16 protein-coding genes and 1 riboswitch are annotated in these 17,095 nt (G+C 71.8%); all 16 genes read left to right on the forward strand.

Annotated features, from left to right (window positions below):
* The first annotated feature begins 41 nt into the window (after positions 1-41).
* The 16 genes from SACTE_RS21150 (at position 42) to SACTE_RS21225 (ending at position 17,091) form a co-directional block, all read left to right on the forward strand.
* Positions 42-980 carry a type II secretion system F family protein gene (locus tag SACTE_RS21150; RefSeq protein ID WP_014048052.1) on the forward strand — a complete coding sequence of 313 codons (939 nt, stop codon included), beginning with the start codon at positions 42-44 and terminating at the stop codon, positions 978-980.
* Between the two features lie 30 nt (positions 981-1,010).
* Positions 1,011-1,898, forward strand: coding sequence for a DUF5936 domain-containing protein (locus SACTE_RS21155; protein WP_014048053.1), 888 nt, complete (start codon positions 1,011-1,013; stop codon positions 1,896-1,898).
* Positions 1,899-2,020: 122 nt separating this feature from the next.
* Positions 2,021-3,391 (forward strand): histidine kinase, encoded by a 1,371-nt coding sequence (locus SACTE_RS21160; protein WP_014048054.1) that lies wholly within the window; start codon positions 2,021-2,023, stop codon positions 3,389-3,391.
* 58 nt (positions 3,392-3,449) lie between these two features.
* Positions 3,450-4,595, forward strand: a complete 1,146-nt coding sequence (locus SACTE_RS21165) for a response regulator transcription factor (protein WP_014048055.1) — start codon at positions 3,450-3,452, stop codon at positions 4,593-4,595.
* A 203-nt stretch (positions 4,596-4,798) separates the two neighbouring features.
* On the forward strand, positions 4,799-5,032 hold the full coding sequence (locus SACTE_RS21170; RefSeq protein ID WP_014048056.1) for a hypothetical protein: 234 nt from the start codon (positions 4,799-4,801) through the stop codon (positions 5,030-5,032).
* Positions 5,029-5,670, forward strand: a complete 642-nt coding sequence (locus tag SACTE_RS21175) for a pilus assembly protein TadG-related protein (RefSeq protein ID WP_014048057.1) — start codon at positions 5,029-5,031, stop codon at positions 5,668-5,670. The genes SACTE_RS21170 and SACTE_RS21175 overlap by 4 nt, the downstream gene beginning before the upstream one ends.
* 27 nt (positions 5,671-5,697) lie before the next feature.
* The gene (locus SACTE_RS21180) at positions 5,698-6,288 is read left to right on the forward strand and encodes a hypothetical protein (RefSeq protein WP_014048058.1); all 591 of its coding nucleotides are present in this window, start codon (positions 5,698-5,700) and stop codon (positions 6,286-6,288) included.
* Positions 6,288-6,929, forward strand: coding sequence for an OmpA family protein (locus SACTE_RS21185; protein WP_014048059.1), 642 nt, complete (start codon positions 6,288-6,290; stop codon positions 6,927-6,929). Before SACTE_RS21180 ends, SACTE_RS21185 begins: the two co-directional genes overlap by 1 nt.
* A gap of 289 nt (positions 6,930-7,218) precedes the next feature.
* Positions 7,219-9,624, forward strand: coding sequence for a Tox-REase-5 domain-containing protein (locus SACTE_RS21190; RefSeq protein WP_014048060.1), 2,406 nt, complete (start codon positions 7,219-7,221; stop codon positions 9,622-9,624).
* A gap of 33 nt (positions 9,625-9,657) precedes the next feature.
* Positions 9,658-10,392, forward strand: coding sequence for a hypothetical protein (locus SACTE_RS21195; protein ID WP_014048061.1), 735 nt, complete (start codon positions 9,658-9,660; stop codon positions 10,390-10,392).
* On the forward strand, positions 10,386-10,874 hold the full coding sequence (locus SACTE_RS34405; RefSeq protein WP_019993809.1) for a hypothetical protein: 489 nt from the start codon (positions 10,386-10,388) through the stop codon (positions 10,872-10,874). Before SACTE_RS21195 ends, SACTE_RS34405 begins: the two co-directional genes overlap by 7 nt.
* Positions 10,875-11,105: 231 nt before the next feature.
* Entirely contained in the window at positions 11,106-11,711 is a 606-nt protein-coding gene (locus tag SACTE_RS21205; RefSeq protein WP_014048063.1) for a hypothetical protein, read from the forward strand.
* A gap of 100 nt (positions 11,712-11,811) precedes the next feature.
* A riboswitch (cobalamin riboswitch) is annotated at positions 11,812-11,940 on the forward strand.
* 52 nt (positions 11,941-11,992) lie between these two features.
* The gene (locus SACTE_RS21210) at positions 11,993-13,573 is read left to right on the forward strand and encodes an ABC transporter substrate-binding protein (RefSeq protein ID WP_014048064.1); all 1,581 of its coding nucleotides are present in this window, start codon (positions 11,993-11,995) and stop codon (positions 13,571-13,573) included.
* Between the two features lies 1 nt (position 13,574).
* Entirely contained in the window at positions 13,575-14,522 is a 948-nt protein-coding gene (locus SACTE_RS21215; RefSeq protein WP_014048065.1) for an ABC transporter permease, read from the forward strand.
* Positions 14,519-15,514: an ABC transporter permease gene (locus SACTE_RS21220; protein ID WP_014048066.1), complete on the forward strand. Its 996-nt coding sequence runs from the start codon at positions 14,519-14,521 to the stop codon at positions 15,512-15,514. The genes SACTE_RS21215 and SACTE_RS21220 overlap by 4 nt, the downstream gene beginning before the upstream one ends.
* The gene (locus SACTE_RS21225) at positions 15,511-17,091 is read left to right on the forward strand and encodes an ATP-binding cassette domain-containing protein (RefSeq protein ID WP_014048067.1); all 1,581 of its coding nucleotides are present in this window, start codon (positions 15,511-15,513) and stop codon (positions 17,089-17,091) included. Before SACTE_RS21220 ends, SACTE_RS21225 begins: the two co-directional genes overlap by 4 nt.
* Positions 17,092-17,095: the final 4 nt, after the last annotated feature.

Here is a 17,095-nt window from a genome sequence, read left to right on the forward strand (position 1 = left end):
ACCGCCACCGCCCGCCGCTCACCGAGAAGGTCCCGCCCGACATGGATAATCTTCCGCTCCTGACGATCGGCGTCACGCTGCTCGCCGGCCTGTTCGCCGTGCTCGGCGTGCACGGCTACACGGCGGGCAGGGCGCAGCGGCAACTCCTCTTCGACCGGATGTCCCAGACGGGCCAGATCACCGTCGGCGGGCGCACCCGGCGCTTCCGGGGCATCGACCGGCGGCTCCGCAGAACGGCGCTGGGCAAGCGCATCGAGCGCAAGATCGCCTCGACCGGCCTGGACCTGACACCCGGTGAGTACGCCGTCTACGTGGTGGCCGCCCTGCTCGCCCTGTACTTCGTCGTCGGCTCGGTCTTCGCGCCGTTCTTCGGTCTGCTCGCCGCACTCATCGGCCTGTGGGGCGGCAACGCCTTCCTCAACTGGCAGCGCGGCAAGCGCACCGAGGCCTTCATCAACCAGCTGCCGGAGCTGACCCGCGTCCTGGCCAACGCCACCCAGGCCGGGCTCGCGCTGCGTACCGCCATCGGTATGGCGGTGGAGGAGCTGGACAACCCGGCCCAGGAGGAGCTCCGCCGGGTGGCCGACCGGCTGGCCGTGGGCCACTCGCTGGACGACGCGCTCAACGAGCTGGTCGAACGTCTGCCCTCGCGTGAACTGACCGTGCTGGTCTCCACGCTCATCCTGTCCAACCGGGCCGGCGGCACGATCGTGTCCTCCCTGCGCAACCTCACCGAGACGCTGGAGGAGCGCAAGGAGACCCGGCGCGAGGTCACCACCCTGCTGTCGCAGGTGAAGGTCACGGCGGTCGCGGTGCCGATCCTGGGCCTGGGCTTCCTGCTGATCATCAACGGGATGCGGGCCGGGGCGCTGGACGACATGACCGGGTCCACACCGGGCCGGATCGCCGTCGTCGTCGCGGCCGGCCTGTACGCGGCGGGCTTCTTCTTCATCAACCGGCTTACCCGCGTCCGTATCTGACGGCCCGACGACAAGGAAAGGGGCGACACCATGGAGCTGCTCATCGCGGCCGTCTTCGGACTCGCCGTCTACGGGGCCTTCCACGGCATCCGCATGTACCGCGCCGAGGCCGAGCTCCCCGGCGACCTGGCCGTCGCGCTGGAGGTCGGCGCCAGCCGCACCACGGTCACCGGTTCCGCGATCGACCGGATGGGCATGCGGTACGCACCCCGGGTGCTGCGCATGATGGGGCCCAAGCGGGTCGACAAGGTACGCCGCAAGCTGGACATGGCCGGGAACCCCGGCGGTATGACCGTCGACCGCTACGCGGCGCGCCGGGCCGTCTACACCGGCCTGGGAGGCATCGCCGCCCTGTCCATGCTCATGAACGGTCAGACGGTCCTCGCGGTCCTGTTCGGGGTGTACGGCTACTTCTGGACCGATGTGATCATCAGGTCGGCCATCAGTCGCCGCAAGGACGACATCGACCGGACGCTCCCCGACTTCCTGGACGTCCTCGCCGTCGTGGTCTCCGCCGGCCTCGGCTTCCGCCAGGCGCTGGAACGGGTCGCCGAGAAGTACTCCGGCCCGTGGGCCGACGAACTGCGCATCACCCTGCGCCAGATGGACATGGGCGTGAGCCGACGCGAGGCCTTCGACCAGCTGCGCAAGCGCAACGAGTCGGAACAGGTGTCCATGTTCGTCTCCGCCCTCCAGCAGGGCGAGGAGCTCGGCGCGCCCATCGTCGACACCCTCATCCAGATCGCGAACGACATGCGGCGCACCGACGCCCAGAACGCCCGCCGGAAAGCCGCCAAGGCCGTGCCGAAGGCCACGCTCATCGTCACCAGCTTCATGCTCCCCGGAACGATGATCCTCATCGCCGTCGGCTTCTACTACGCGGCCGACGTCAACATCGGCGACGTCTTCGGGACCTGACGCACCACCCGGGGCCTGACGTACCACCCGGGAGCGAACACCACCCGGGACCTGACGTACCACCCGGGAGCGACACCGCCAGGCGCCCGACCGGCAGCGAGGGACGAGAGGGGGAGAGAACCATGGGACCACGACCGACCGGCCCCGCGCTGACCGGCGGCCCCGACGCCGCCACGCCGGTCGGCACGCCCGGCCACGTCCCCGCCCTGCCCATCCAGGTCAACGCGCTCCAAGCCCTGTGCCGGCAGCTGTTCGGCTTCCGGCTCGCCATGACCGCCCTGGCCGCCCCCTTCGCACTCACCGGCGTCGACGACGAACTCGGCAGCTGGCTGGTGGGGGCCGCGGTCCTGGTCACCGTCATGGTGTCGTACATCCTCATGCGGGACTGGGAGCGCTTCGGGCCGGTCCTCCTGCGCCACCCCACACTGCTCGGGGCGGACATGCTGTTCGGTGCGCTGCTGCTCTTCGCCGCCACCCCCGGCTCCACCCTGTCGTACGTCACCGTCTGCACCCCGCTGCTCGCGGGCCTCGTCTACGGCTGGCGCGGCGGGGCGGTCTTCGCCGTGCTCCAGACCGTGCTGCTGGCAGCCGCGTACGGGGTCAGCCAGGAGGCCGAGGCCGACGCGTCGGCACTGCTGGTGGTGGGGCTCTGCATCATGGCCGGGGCCGTCGGCAACAGTCTGCGCGGGCTGCTCCTCCGCTTCGGCGCGGCCTCCCAGGCACTGACCGAGACCCGGGCCCGCCTCGCGGTCAGTGGCGCGGTGGAGGAGGAGCGGGCCCGGCTCGCCCGGGAGATGCACGACTCCGTGGCCAAGACCCTGCACGGGCTCGCCCTCGCCGCCGACGGACTGGCGGGCACGGCCGACCGTATGGACCCGCTCACCGTGAAGCACCAGGCGGAACTGGTCGCACGGTCCGCCCGCCGGGCCGCCGCCGAGTCCCGCGAACTGCTGTCCGACCTCCGCCGGGAGTCCGGGCTCGACGGTGGCGTGGACGTGCTGGACGAGCTGGAGGCGCGTACCGCCGACTTCGCCCGCCGGTACGGCGTCAAGGCGGGCTTCAGCCGGCTGGGCACGGGCCCGGTACCGCTCATCCCGCCCGCCGTGGCCCGGCACGCGCTCACGATCGCCACCGAGGCCATGGAGAACGCCCACCGCCACGCGCACCCGAACTATGTGGCGGTCTCCGCCGGGCTCGTCCGCGACGTGGTGCGCATCAGCGTCTACGACGACGGCGAGGGGCTACCCGCGGGCACCTCGCTGGCCGGCCTGAAGAAGGCCGGGCACTTCGGCCTCGTCGGCATGGTCGAACGCGCCGCCTCCGTCGGCGCTCGCATCCGGATCGGCCGGGGCAAGGCGGCCCGGGGGACCGAGGTGCGCCTCGACCTCTCCCTCGCCGCCATGGGCCTGGCACCACCCGCCCCGCCCACGTCCCCCGGCCGTCCGCCCCCGCTCGGACGGATCCCGGGGCAGCGTTCCCGGAGCCGCGACTGACCTCGAGACGTCCGCCGTCACACCACCGTCCCCACCTCCGAGAGAGGAGGCCCGCACCATGCCGGTCGACAACTCCCGTACCGCCGGCGAGCAGTGGACCCAGCGCCCGCACGCCTCGCAGCACACGTCCTCCCACCCCAGCTCACTCAGCTCGCACCCCACCTCAGGTGCCGCACCGTCCGTCTCCCCGTCCGTCGCGCCGCCGGTACCGGTACCGGTACCGGCATCGGCATCGGTACCGCCGCCGGTACCGTCCGGGGAGTTCCCGCCCTTACCCGGGCCCGCCCCGATGCCTCCCCCCGTGCCGCTCCGCGTGGTGGTGGCGGACGACAACCCGGTGGTCCGCGCGGGACTGACGGTCCTGCTTCAGGGGCGCGAGGACATAGACGTCGTGGCGGAGGCCGGTGACGGCCGTGAGGCCTACGACATGGCCGTCCGGCAGCGCCCGGACGTGATCCTGCTGGACGTGCGCATGCCCGGTGTCGACGGCATCTCGGCACTGCCCCACCTGGTCCGGATCGCTCCGGTGCTGATGATGACGTACAGCCGCGAGAGCGAGATCGTCCACGAGGCCCTGCGGCTCGGGGCCGGCGGCTACCTCGTGCACGGCGAGTTCACCGCGGACGAGCTGGTAGCGGCGGTGCGGGACACGAAGGAGGGCCGGGCCCACTTCACGTACTCGGCCTCCACCGCGCTCCTGGAGTCGGTACGGGGCGCCGGGCCCGTCACCCCGGCCGTCCCGGACCTCCCGGAAGGCCTCGGCACGGCCTTCACCGGCCAGGGCCATCGGCCTGCTCCGTTACCGGGCCCGGCATCTGCATCCGCACACATCACGCAGGACCGGGCAAACTCCGCATTGGCACCGACCCCGCAGGCAGCGCGTGCCGGGGCGAATCCGGCACCGTCGCAGTTCGCTCAAAACCCTTCGCTCGCGCAACCTTCTGTGGCACATTCGAGCTCTGGTACTTCCGTGCCGGCGGCCTGGGGCCTGGTCGACGAGCTGAGTGAACGGGAGAGGGAAGTGATGGGTCTGATCGCATCCGGCATGACGAACCAGCAGATCGCGGCCACCTGTTTCATCAGCCAGAAGACCGTCAAGAACCACATCAACCGCATCTTCGCCAAGTTGAACGCCGGCAGCCGGGGCGAGGCCATCGCCCTGTGGCACCGCCTGTCGTCCGGGGGGTCGACGGGACATGGCTGACCGCACCCTGGGCCGGAAGACCCAACTGGCGCGATGGGCCCGGAGTTGGGTCCGGAGGCCCATGTGCACGGGGGCGGCTTCGACGTACGTTTCTCCTGTCGAAGGCGAGACCGGCCAGGAGGAAGCCGGAAGCGCGGACGGCACGAAGACGTACGCAGCAGCGTCGGCCGGTCTCCGGTCGGCCGAACTCGGAGGGGACCACCATGTCGAACATCACCCTGAAGGCCGCCGCCACGACGCAGGTTTACGTCAACAGCTGGGCGAAGACCACCGTCGCGCACATGCAGCGCCGCCGGGACAAGGGCCAGGGCGCGATCGAGTACGTGGGCATCACCATCCTCGTGGTGGCGATCGTGGTGGCGCTGCTGAGCACCGACATGGGTACCACCATCGGCAACAAGTTCAAGGAGAAGATCAACTCGGTGCTCAACAAGTGAGTTCGCGGACTCACCGCGAGTCCGGGCAGGCCGCCCCGCTGTACATCACAGCGGTGGCAGGCCTGCTCTTTCTTGCGTTGATCTTCTTTGCGTTCGGTGAAGCTGACGTCAAACGCAACGGCGCTCAGAGCGCGGCCGACGCCGCCGCCCTGGCAGCGGCACAGGAGTCGCGCGACGCACTCAGGGAAGCGCTGATGAGCAACCTTCTCGACGGTTCTTACCTCCAGGAGATTTTCAGCGGAGATTTCCTGGGGACTTACAGCGGTTGTGGGCAGGCCCAAAGGTTTGCTGCGCGGAATGACGCCGGGCACGTGCAGTGCTCGATGGAATCGAACCGTTGGGGATTCAGGGTCGAGGTTGAATCGAACAAAGGGATGAGTGCCGGCCTGGTTCCGGGCGTGGAGGGGAAGCGTGCCACGGCCACGGCCGTGGCCGTGGTCGAGCCCCGCTGTGTATTCCGTCCTAATGAGGAAGCGGATGATCCTCCGCTTGATCCCGGCGAGGCGGATGACGAGGAGAAGCCGTCTCCCGGCAAGCTCGTGTGCGACGACATGAAGGACTGGGTCATCGACCCCGAGCATCTCGACCTCGTGCCCGACATGGCCGACCTGTTCACCGCTCGACTGGCTCAAGACTGACCGACGAATGAACGCAAAGGATTTCGCATGGACAACCGGCACGTGAGGAATGTGCGCCGGGCTTGGGCTGCCGCCCTCCTGGTATCGACGCTGGTGTTCTCCGTTGCCGCATGTGGCGGAGACGACGGTGGAGAGGCCAAAGCGCCGGCCGCCTCGTCAGGCACCGCGAAGGACGAAGGGGTGGAAGCTCCTGAAGGCGAGACGCTGCCGGACAGGAGTGAGACGCTCGCTACACTCAAGAACGACAAGGGCATCGAAATGGTCGTTTATTCGGCCAAGCGCGACAGTGGAGGGTTCCTCACCGTCAGTGGGGACTTCAAGAATGCAAGTGGTGAAGGGTTTACCACTCCGCTGGAGTGGAGCGGTCCCGAGCAGGCTGTCAGTAGTACCGGCCCCTCGCTGGCGGGCATGACGCTGGTGGACTCCGCGGGGAAGAAGCGCTACTACGTACTGCGCGATACGGACAACCGGCCGCTCACCACGAGCAAGTACACTTCGAGTATCGAGGCCGGGAAGAGTATGAATTTCTTCGCGCAGTTCCCTTCCCCGCCGAACTCCACTTCGCAGGTGGACCTCCAGTTCCCGGGATTCCCGAACGCAACGATTGAGATCTCCTGATGGGTGCCGCCGCCTCTGCTCGGAGAGCGAAGACCCGAGTGGCGCTGACCGTTGTGGTCAGTGCACTCGCAATCGGGGGTGGAGACATCCCGCAGGCCGTCGCCGATGACAGTCCTTACCCCTCTGCATCGGCGGAACCGCCTGTCGAGGTCGACGCCAACGACTCGGACCTGAAACTGCCCGAGGGTGCGACCCTCGCCCCTCCCAAAGTCCTCGACATCAAATCCGTGGTCGAGGATCTGGGTGGCGAGGAACGGCGCGAGGACACCAACGCCGACATCAAGTTCGCCCTGCAGGCCGAAGTCCTCTTCGGCAAGGACAGCGCGAAGCTGAGCTCCGACGCGAACAGCCGCATCAACGCCATCGCCGCCGAGATCAAGAATCAGGACGCCAAGAAGGTCCGGGTCTTCGGGTTCACCGACAACCTGGGCTCCTCCGAGCACGGGGACGTCCTCTCCAAGGAGCGCGCGGAGGCCGTGCACAACGTCCTGGACGCGTCGCTGGCCGGCACCGGCATCACGTTCGAGATCCGGGGCTACGGCGAGCAGTACCCGATCGCCGACAACAGCTCCGAAGAAGGCCGCAAGAAGAATCGCCGTGTGGAGGTCTCATTCCAGAGGACGGAGGGCTCCCAGGGGTGACCCCCGCGAACACGAGAAGCCCGTCCCGCCGTGTCGGCAGGGGCGGGCTTCTGGCTGTCGCGGACCGGAGCAGGTGGTCCTGCCTCACCGCAACAGGGGTCTTGGTCAGTCGATGCCAGCCACGACGCAGTTCCGCAGAGGTGACGTGAGACGGCGCGGATGAAGTCCCGCGACTCGGTGGAGGGCCGGCTGGGTCCCGATTGGGCCCGTGGGCCCAGGCGTCCGGCCCCCTCGGCGTTCTACGGTGATGACCCAATCGGCGGTGTTGTGACGCGAGTTGAGGTCGGCGATGTCCACCGTGGGGTCCACTTCTGATTTCGGCGGTTCCTGGCAGCCGCCTGTTGCCGGGCGCCGGGAGATGCCGCAACTGCTGCGCGTGTCCCGCGTCCTCGTCCACATCCTGTTCGCCGTCACGGTCCTCGGTGGTGTGGGCCTGCTCCTGACGGCGGCGAGTGTCGACGCCCTGGACGGCACCCTGCTCGCGCTCGCGCTGTACGGTGCCGCGCCCGGCGTCACCGGCTGGGTCCTGGCCCGCAGGGCGTGGACCGGCGGGGTGTGGGTGTGGCGCGGACTCGTCGGCGTCCAGGCGTGGCTGTTGCTCGGTGCGTTCTCCAGCCTGCGGGACGGCTCCCTGCGCGGGTTCACGCAGATGTTCCTGCCGCTGGTGATCCTGCTCTTCCTGAGCCGGGTGGAGAGCCGTCAGTGGTTCCGCCTGGACGTACGCGAGCGCGAGGTCCACGAACCGCCCCGGTTCTCACTGTCCCGGATGATCACGTGGCGCCGGGACCGGGGCCAGTCGACGGTGGAGTACGTCGGTCTGCTCACCCTGGTGGTGGCCATCATCCTGGCCCTCCTGCTGAGCGGTGTCGGAGGGCAGGTGGCCGACGGCTTCCGGTCCGCCGTCTGCGCGGTGACCGGCAGCGCGTGTCCCGGTACGGGGGACGGGACCGAGGTGGCGGAGGCCGGCGGCGATGCGGCCGACGGCGGTGAGGACGGCGGGACCACCGGCGGCGGTGACTCGGGCAGCGCGGGTACGAGCGGCGGGGGTGCGGACACCGGCGGGCCGTCGTCCGGCGGCTTGGACGGGGGTGCGTCGGGCGGCGGCGAAGGCACCGGCGGCAGCACAGGGGGCGCAGGCAGCACGGGAGGCACAGGCAGCACAGGAGACGCCGGTGGCGGCACCGGCGGCACGGAGACCGACCCCGTCAGCAGCCTGTGGGAGGAGACCGACGAGGACCGGAACGAGGCCGCCGAGGACGAGCCGGGCTGGGAGGACGACGAGGCGGAGGCCGGCGACGGGGACGACGAAGGGTGCTTCTCCGGTTTCGGCGCGTTCTTCTCGTGCGCCGGCGACCAGATCTCGCAGGTCGGAGGCGGCCTCTTCGTCGACGGGGTCTGGGGCGACCTCACCGGTATCTGGGACACGGTCACCGATCTTCCCGGCACCTGGAACGGGCTGAAGGACTACGGGAGCTCCCTGGGCGACGCGTGGTCGGAGGGGACGAAGAACGCCGGTGAGAAGTGGGCCAAGGGCGACTACTGGGACGCCTTGACCGACTGGGGCGGGGCCTCGGTGGACACCGGGCTCACCGTCCTGGACGACATGTTCATCGGCGACGAGATCAAGGACCAGTGGAACAACGGCCAGAAGACCCGGGCCGTCACCGGCACCGTCTGGAACATCGGCTCGCTCATCATCCCCGGATACGGCGAGGCCAAGGTCGCCCAGAAGCTGGGCAAACTCGGCAAGCTGGGGAAGCTCGGCAAGCTGGGGAAGCTCGGCAAGCTCGGGGAGGCCGCCCAGAAAGCGGGCAAGGCCTCCGAGCGGGCGCGCAAGGCCGCCGAGAAGGGCGACGTGGCCGGGGCGAGGAAGGCCGCGGACGAAGCCCAGCGGCACGCCGACGACGCGGCCGAGAAGCTGGCCGACAAGGGCTGCCTGATCAGTTCCGGACCGCTCGGCGGGCAGCGGATCCCCCTCGGCTCCGGCGGCGGGCAGCGGATCCCCTCCGGTTCCGGCGGCGGGCAGCCGCCACCCGTGTACTCCGGCGGTCTCAACGCCGCGGCGCGCACCACCGTGGCGTACCGCGTCAACGGCACCCCGGTCGCCCTCTTCGCCGCGAAGGAGTGCGACGGGGTCAGCAAGGAGGAGGTCGAAGCCGCCGAGCAGGCGAAGAAGGACGCCGAGGCGGCCAAGGCGGCAGCCAAGGAGGCCAGCCGCAAGAAGGTCGCGAAGTGGTCGAAGCCTTCCTGGCACGGCGACCTGAAGAACCCGCGGAAGGGCTCCAAGGACCTGGGTGACGGACAGTGGAAGTCGAAGAAGTCCGTGGCGTACTGGCCCGGCACGGAGCGCTGGATGCGCTACCAGGAGCAGGTCTCCGGGGTGAAGCGGGGCAAGGAGTACGCGGTGAAGGACCCGCGTACCGGCCGGGACGTCGACTTCGACGGCTGGGACTCCGCGACCCAGACGTACAAGGAGGCCAAGTTCGGCTACGGCAGGAAGGTGCGCGCCGACGGCACCCTCGAACCGGGACAGGCGGCGAAGTTCGTCGAGCAGGCACAGCGCCAGCTGCGTGCCGCCGGGGGCAAGCCGGTCGAATGGAACTTCTCCAACAAGAAGGTCGCCGACGCGGCACAGAAAGCGTTCGACGACGCGGACGTGGACGTGATCGTGAAGCACACTGCGGTAGAGAAGTAGTGGCAGCGGACGCACGAGGGCGGAGAGACGCGCATGTCCGGCGAATTGGTAGTGAAGGTGTCCTGGGGCCCCCGCCCCGAGTCCCCCCTGGAACTGGCGGAACGCTGGACGGCGACGCTCGGCCGGCTGACGGAGCTGTCGGCCGGGAAGCCCGTCGTCTGGCGCCGGGACGTGGACGGCGGGGGCGTGGGTGACCTCGTCCCGGAGAAGGCCGAGGACTTCGCCGCCGTCGTCGAGGCCGGAGGACCGGAGGAGGACGCCGACATCATCGGCTGGTCGGCCGCCGTCGTCGGACGGTGGCCGGACGGCGGATACGCGTACGTCAGGGCCAAGGGCGGAGGCAGCGACGAGTACACGCCGTTCACCGCGACGCTGCAGCTGTTCCCGGCGCCGGAGCTCGGATCGGCGGTGGGAGCCGGCTCGGCCGCACCGTTCAGCGACCGGTTGCCCGAGGCACTCGCCGCCTTCGCCGAGTGCTGGGAGCCGGACACGGGGCTGACGTACGACCGCGAGCTGTTCCGCACGGTCAAGGCCGCCTTCGGCCTCCGTAACTCGCAGCCGCGCTGCGGCTGGTCGACGTACCTCTCCGCGAACCGAGCCGCCCTCGTGCCCGAGGAGCTGCCCGGCCCGCGTCACGCCACGGCGGACGGCGGGCTGGTGCTGAACGCCGGGCACTCCACGGAAGCGGTCATGGCCGCGCACCGGATCCTCACCGACGCGGGCGCGCTGGAACCCCTGCCCGTACCGGCACCGCGGCCCACGTGGTGAGCGGGGCCCCGGAGTTCACGGCCAGGGTCAGCGGTGACGTCGCGGCGATCGAGGCTCTGCGCACGGGCCCGTACACGCCTCCGTGGGCGGGCTGCGCGGATCCGGGCCGCTCGGCCGCCGGTCAGGACTACGCGATCGTCGCCCTCCGGACCAGCCAGGACTTCTACGCCGCCGGGGACGACGGTGAGAACGTGGGCGCGGCGTACGAGGCGTTCGAGACCGAACGCTGGGGTGTGGTCCTCGCGCTGGACGAGCGCTGGGGGCCGCACCGCCCGCTCGCCCTGGACGCGTACGCCGAACAGGACGAGGAGGGCACGCCGGTACCCCCGTTCTGTGCGGGGCTCTTCGAGCTGGGGTACTACGGCGACCTACAGGTCTGGCACGTGGACGGGCGCGAGGTCGGGGTCGGCGTCGGGCAGATGGACCAGGAGGAGCCGGTCGTGCTCTTCGTCCTCGTCACGGCATCGACGCCCGTCGGGTAGAAGCCCCGGTCCCGCCTTGCCCTCCCGGCGGGACGGTTGGGGCCGCCGATGGGCCCCTGGGCCCACGCACCCGCGAGGGGCTCCTGCGTACGCTCGCCGGTGAATCGGTGAATCGGTGAATCGGTGAATCGGTGAATCGGTGAATCGGTGAATCGGTGAATCGGTGAATCGGCGAACCGGCGAACCGGTGCCGGACGGCGTGTGCGCGCGGAGATGGGGTGAGGCGTTCCGATGGGTCCCGGCTTCTTCCACTCGTACCACCTGGGCTGGACCCGGGCGGACGCCCTGACCCTGCTCGCCGACCTCGAAGCGGCGGGCCTGCGGATCGCGCACCCGGTCACCGGGCGCGTCCTGCTCGACAGCCACGACCCCTCCTCGCCGAAGGGCACGGGCGGGACCCGGTCCGTGGTGACGCGGGAGCAGTTCCTCTCCCTGTCCGGGCTGGAACGGCTCCCCGCGGTCGGGGTGCGCCTGTGGGTCCGCCCCGACCTGGACGTGCTGATGCGGATACGGCGGGCGGGGGACCGCGCCGTGGCAGTCGAGTTCGGGCTCGGCGGACTCCCCGTACCGGAGCGGGAGCGAGCCGTACGGGCCATCCGGCTCACCGTCGGGCGGGCGTCCGTCCTGTGCATCGGGTTCGTCCTCGACCGTACGGGTGTGAGCACCGGCGCCGACTGGGACGGCCTGGTCGTCGCCGGGACGGCGCTCCTGGACGGCTGGCCCGACGCCGTCGCCGTACGGGAGGACATCGCAGCCCGGCACCCGCAGCTCGCCGCGCTGGAATCCGTGGACCGGTCGCCCTGGCGTGTCTTCGGGAGCGCGGCTCTCAGCGTCTGACACCCCGCCGCGGGGTGAGCCCGGAGGTACAGCCGCGCACGAGCACCGGGTCCGGCCCCTCCCGGCCCGTGCGCCACAATGGGCGCACGAGGCGACGGGGATCAGGAAGCCGGTGCGAGTCCGGCGCGGTCCCGCCACTGTGACCGGGGAGCGGTCCTCCCGCATGCCACCGTCCGCAGCCGCGGACGGGAAGGCGGAGGAGAGCGACGATCCGGGAGCCAGGAGACTGACCCGTCGCCGGTCCGACAGCAGGGGCGAGGAAACCCCGGAGAGGATCGACTGTGACGACGCATGCCCGGACGGAGCCGCCCCGTCGGCCGGAGCTCGGCAATCGCGCGGAACCCGGCAGGCGGAGCGTGCTGGCCGCCGGAGGCGCCCTGGCGCTGGCCGCGTCCGGCCTGCTCGCGGGTTGCGGCGGGGACAGCAAGGACGGCGGAGGCGGCGACCGTTTCCGCGCCGCCTTCACGGCCGGCGGTTCGCAGGAGACCCTCGACCCCCACGTCGCCCCGAACTTCGTCGACCAGGCCCGCGCCAAGGCCCTGTACGACACACTCGGCACGTACGCGGACGACATGTCCGTCCGTGCGCGGCTCGCCGAGTCCTGGGAGAGCGACACCTCCGGCACCCGGTGGCGCATACGTCTGCGTACGGCCGCGTTCCACGACGGGGCACCGGTCACCGCGAAGGACGTCCTCTACAGCTACCGCCGGGCCGCCGACCCCGCCACCGGTTCCCCTTCGCAGGTCCTGCTCTCGGCGATCGACTTCGACGCCTCCAGGGCGGACGGCGAACGCTCCCTCGTCCTCGTGCTGAAAGCCCCCGACTTCGAGTTCCCCACCGTCCTCGCCGGCCCCGGCACCGAGATCATCCCCGACGGGACGAAGGACTTCCGTGAGCCCGTCGGCTCCGGGCCCTTCACCTACGTCTCCTTCACCCCCGGCGGCACCGCCCGCTACCGGCGCTGGGCCGACCACTGGGACGGCGCCCCGCACATAGCCGAGCTGGAGATCGTCCCCGCGAACGAGGAGTCAGCGCGGCTCAACGCCCTGCTGTCCGGACAGGTCCACTACGCCGCCGACATGGCCGGCGCCTCCGTGGAGCGGCTGAAGAAGGAGGGCTCGACCCGGCTGCTGACCGCGCGGCGGGCCACCGCTCAGCAGCTGCTGCTGCGCATCGGCCGCAAGCCGTTCGACGACCCGCGGCTGGTGCGGGCCGTGCAGCTGGGGATCGACCGGGAGGCGCTCGTCCGGGTCGCGCTGGCCGGACACGGCGAGGTCGGCAACGACCTGTTCGGGATGGGCCTGCGCGGCTACCCGGAGGACCTGGCACCCCGCGAGCGTGACGTGGACGAGGCGCGGAAACTGGTGAAGGAGGCCGGTGCGCGGGGGCTGCGCATCACCGTGGAGACCAGCTCCGTCGACGCCGCGTGGGAGCCGGCCGCCGACCTGATGGCACGCCAGCTGGCCGAGGTCGGGCTGAAGCTGACCGCCAACACCCGCGCCTCCAGCACCTATTTCAGCGAGATCAAGACCAAGGGCGTCGCCGCCTACAACACCACCTCGACCCTGCCCGTGTCCGACTTCCTCCAGCAACGGGTCCGCGGTGGAGCGGCCCGCAACCAGACGCAGTACGCGTCCAAGGAGTTCGACGCGCTCCTGGACCGCGCCCGCACCACCCGCGACGAGCAGGACCGGCTTGCGCTGCTCACCCGGGCCCAGAAGATCGCCCGGGACGGGTCCGGGCTGCTGGTGTGGGCGTTCTCCGACGCCAACGACGCCATCGGCCCCTCCGTCGAAGGCCTGCGCGCCGCACCGCCGAACTCGCACGACTGGGCCCGGTTCGACCGGGTCCGCGTCGGCTGACGTGCGTGCGTACCTCCTGCGGCGCTCCCTGCTGGCGGTCCTCCAGTGCCTGGTCGTCCTGGTCGCCGTGTTCGCCGTCGGTGCGCTGCTGCCCGGCGACACGGCCGATGTGCTGCGCGGCGAACTCGGCACGCCCGAACAGGTGGCGGCGCTCCGCACGCGGCTGGGGCTGGACGAGCCGGCCTGGTCCCGCTTCGGGCACTGGCTCGGCGGCCTGTTCACCGGCCACCTCGGGAACTCCCTGACGACCGGTCTGCCCGTGGGCGACGACATCGGGCGCCGCATCGGCGTGACGCTGCTGCTGGGCGTGCCGGCGCTGGTGCTGGTCACGGTACTGGCACCGCTGCTGGGCACGGTGTCCGGACTCCGGGAGGGCAGCCGTCTGGACCGGACGCTGAACGCGGCGACCGTCGTGCTGCACGCCGTCCCCGAGTTCGTACTCGGGCTGCTGCTGGTGGCCTCGGTGTCACTGGCGGCCGGACTGCTGCCGGCCACCGCCATCGGCATGGACACGGAGGCGCTGCTGGCGCAGCCGGCGGTGCTGGTGCTGCCGGTCACCGTACTGACGGCTCGTCACCTCTGTGACCTGGCACGGCAGATCCGCGCCGGGGTGGCGGCCGGGCGACACGGCGCCGTCGCCGCGCATCTGCGGCTGCTGGGGGTGCGGGAACGGACGGTGGTGCTGCGCCATGTGCTGCCCGGGGCCCTGGGACCCGCCGCGCAGCAGTTCGCCCGCTGCGTGGAGGGGCTGCTGGGCGGTGCCGTGCTGGTGGAGGCGGTGTTCGGCTTCCGCGGGCTGGGCGACGGCTTCGTCGAGGCGGTGCAGAACCGGGACCTGCCCCAGGTGCAGACGTACGCGCTGCTGTTCGCGGGCACCGCCGTCGCGGTGAACCTCATCGGCGACCTGGCCGCCCACCGGCTGGCACCGCGCCGGGAGATGACGGCGTGAAGGTACGGGAGGAGGACGACGGCGTGAGGGCACAGGGGACGGCCGGCCCCGCGAAGGTACGAGGGACGGCCGACGGCGTGAGGGCACAGGGGACGGCCGGCCCCGCGAAGGTACGAGAGACGGCCGATGCCGAGAAGGCACGGGGGACGGCCGATGCCGCGAAGGCACGTGAGGCGGCCGACGCCGTGCGCATCGGACGGTCCCGCCGCCCATGGGCCGCCCTGGTCCTGCTCGGTGTGCCGGTGCTCGCCGCTCTGCTGGGCCCGTGGGCGGCAGGGGGCGAGCCCTCGGCCGAGGGCGCGCTGCCGTCGCGGCCGCCCGGTGCGGGGCATCCGCTCGGTACGGACGTCCTGGGCCGTGACGTGCTCTGGCTCGTCCTGCACGGCGGCGCCTCGGTGCTGGGCAGTGCCCTGGCCGCCCTGGCGGTCGGCATGGCCGCGGGGGTGCCGCTGGGGCTGCTGGCGGCGGGCCCGCGGCGCGGCCTCGACGAGGCGGTGATGCGGGGGCTCGACCTGCTGCTCGCCTTCCCCGGGCTGCTGGTGCTGATGACCCTGGCCGCGACGGGACACCGCGACCGGTACTGGCTGGTGGCGGTCGCCGGGGTCCTCCAGATCCCGGCCGTCGCACGGCTGGTACGCGGGGCCGCGCTCGCACCGGGTTCCCGGACGGTCGTCGAGGCGCTGAGGATGCAGGGCCGCGGCTGGGCCTACATCCATCTCCGGCACCTGGCACGGCAGCTGGCCGCCCCGCTGGCCACCGACGCGGGCGGCCGGTTCTCCGTGGTGCTCTACCTGCTGGCGTCCGCCAACTTCCTCGGCCTCGGACTGCCCGCGTCCTCGCCGGACTGGGCGGTGCTCATCGAGCGTAACAGCGACGCCCTGTTCACCCAGCCCGCCGCGGTGCTGGTGCCCGCCGGTCTGCTGACCGCGCTGTGCGTCGGCGGCAACCTGCTCGTGGACCGCACTCTCGCACGCGCGAGGAGGGGCCGGTGACCGGCACGGCCGACAGCCCGCTGCTGGACGTCCAGGAGATCTCCGCGTACGCCGACGGCGCCCGGCGGCCCCTGCTGGACCGGGTCGCACTGACCGTCCCCGCAGGCACCGTCACCGCCGTCGTCGGTCCCTCGGGCAGCGGCAAGACCACCCTCGGCCTGGCCGCGCTCGGCGCCTCCCGGAGCGGTGTACGGCTCGCCGGACGCGTCCTCCTGGGCGACACGGACCTGCTGCTCCTGCCGCCCTCCCGGCGTCCCGGGGCCCGGGCGGGCCGGGCCGCGCACCTGCCCCAGCACCCGGAGACGGTGCTCGACCCGATCCGCCGGGCCGGCGGCACGCTGACGGAGCTGGCCGCCCTCGGACATCCGGACCGGCGCGCCCGTAAGGCCGCCGCCCGCCGGGCCCTGACCCTGGCCGGCCTGGAGTGGGAGACCGTCCGCCGCCGCTTCCCGCACCAGCTCTCCGGCGGCCAGCAACAGCGGCTGGCCCTCGCCTCCGCGCTGGTGACGGGGGCCCGGCTGCTGGTGCTGGACGAGCCGACGAGCGGCCTGGACCCGGCGCTCGCCCATGCCCTGGGCCGCACGGTACGGGCGCTCGCGGACGGGGGCACGGGCGTGCTGCTGCTCAGCCACGACCTGCGGCTGGTGCGGGAGACGGCCGATCGGGCCGTCGTGCTGGAACACGGCCGGGCCGTGGACGGCGGGCCCGCGGCGGACGTCCTCCGCACCGTCGGCCCCGGGCCCGCCCCCTCCCGCCACCGGGCCACCAGGGAACTGCTCGCGGCGGAACACGGCACCCGCCCCGACGGCGACGCGGCCCCGGACACGGCCGCCCCGGCTCCGGAGGGCGGCGGGGTCACCGCCACGGGGATCGTCGTACGCCGACGGGCCGGCGACCCGCTCACCGGACCCGTGTCGCTGGAGTTCCGGCCCGGCAGCAGGACCGCGCTGCTCGGCCCCTCCGGCTCGGGCAAGACGACCTTCGCCCGGGTGCTGGCCGGGCTGACCGCACCGACCCTGGGCGACGTACGGTCCGACGGCCGACCGCTGCCCCGCCGCATCGACCGGCGCACGGCCGCCCAGCGCCGCGCCGTCCAGTACGTGCACCAGAGCAGCGCCGATTCCTTCGAGGCGCACCGTCCGGTCCTCGGGCAGCTCGCGGACACCGCGCGGTTGCTGCGCGGCCTGCCGGAGGCGGAGGCGACGGACGAGGCGAGGACGGCCGCCGGCGTGCTGGGGCTCGACGAGGAACTGCTGCACCGGACCCCGGACCGACTCTCGGGCGGCCAGCTCCAGCGCTGCGCCCTGGTACGGGCGCTGACGGCGCACCCGGCCCTGCTGGTGTGCGACGAGGTGACGTCGGCGCTGGACACCGTCTCCCGGCAGCGGGTCATGGACGCGCTGCCCCGCCTGCTCGCCCCCGCCCGTACCGCGCTGCTGTTCGTCAGCCACGACCTGCCCGCGGTGCGGGCGCTGACCGAGGAGGCCGCGCTGTTCGACGGCGGCCGCTGTGTGCGGCACGGGCCGGTCGGCGAGGTACTGCCCGCCGCGTGGACCGGCGTACCCCTGTCGTCATAATCGG

Source organism: Streptomyces sp. SirexAA-E, from assembly GCF_000177195.2.
GTDB classification, from domain to species: Bacteria; Actinomycetota; Actinomycetes; order Streptomycetales; family Streptomycetaceae; genus Streptomyces; species Streptomyces flavovirens.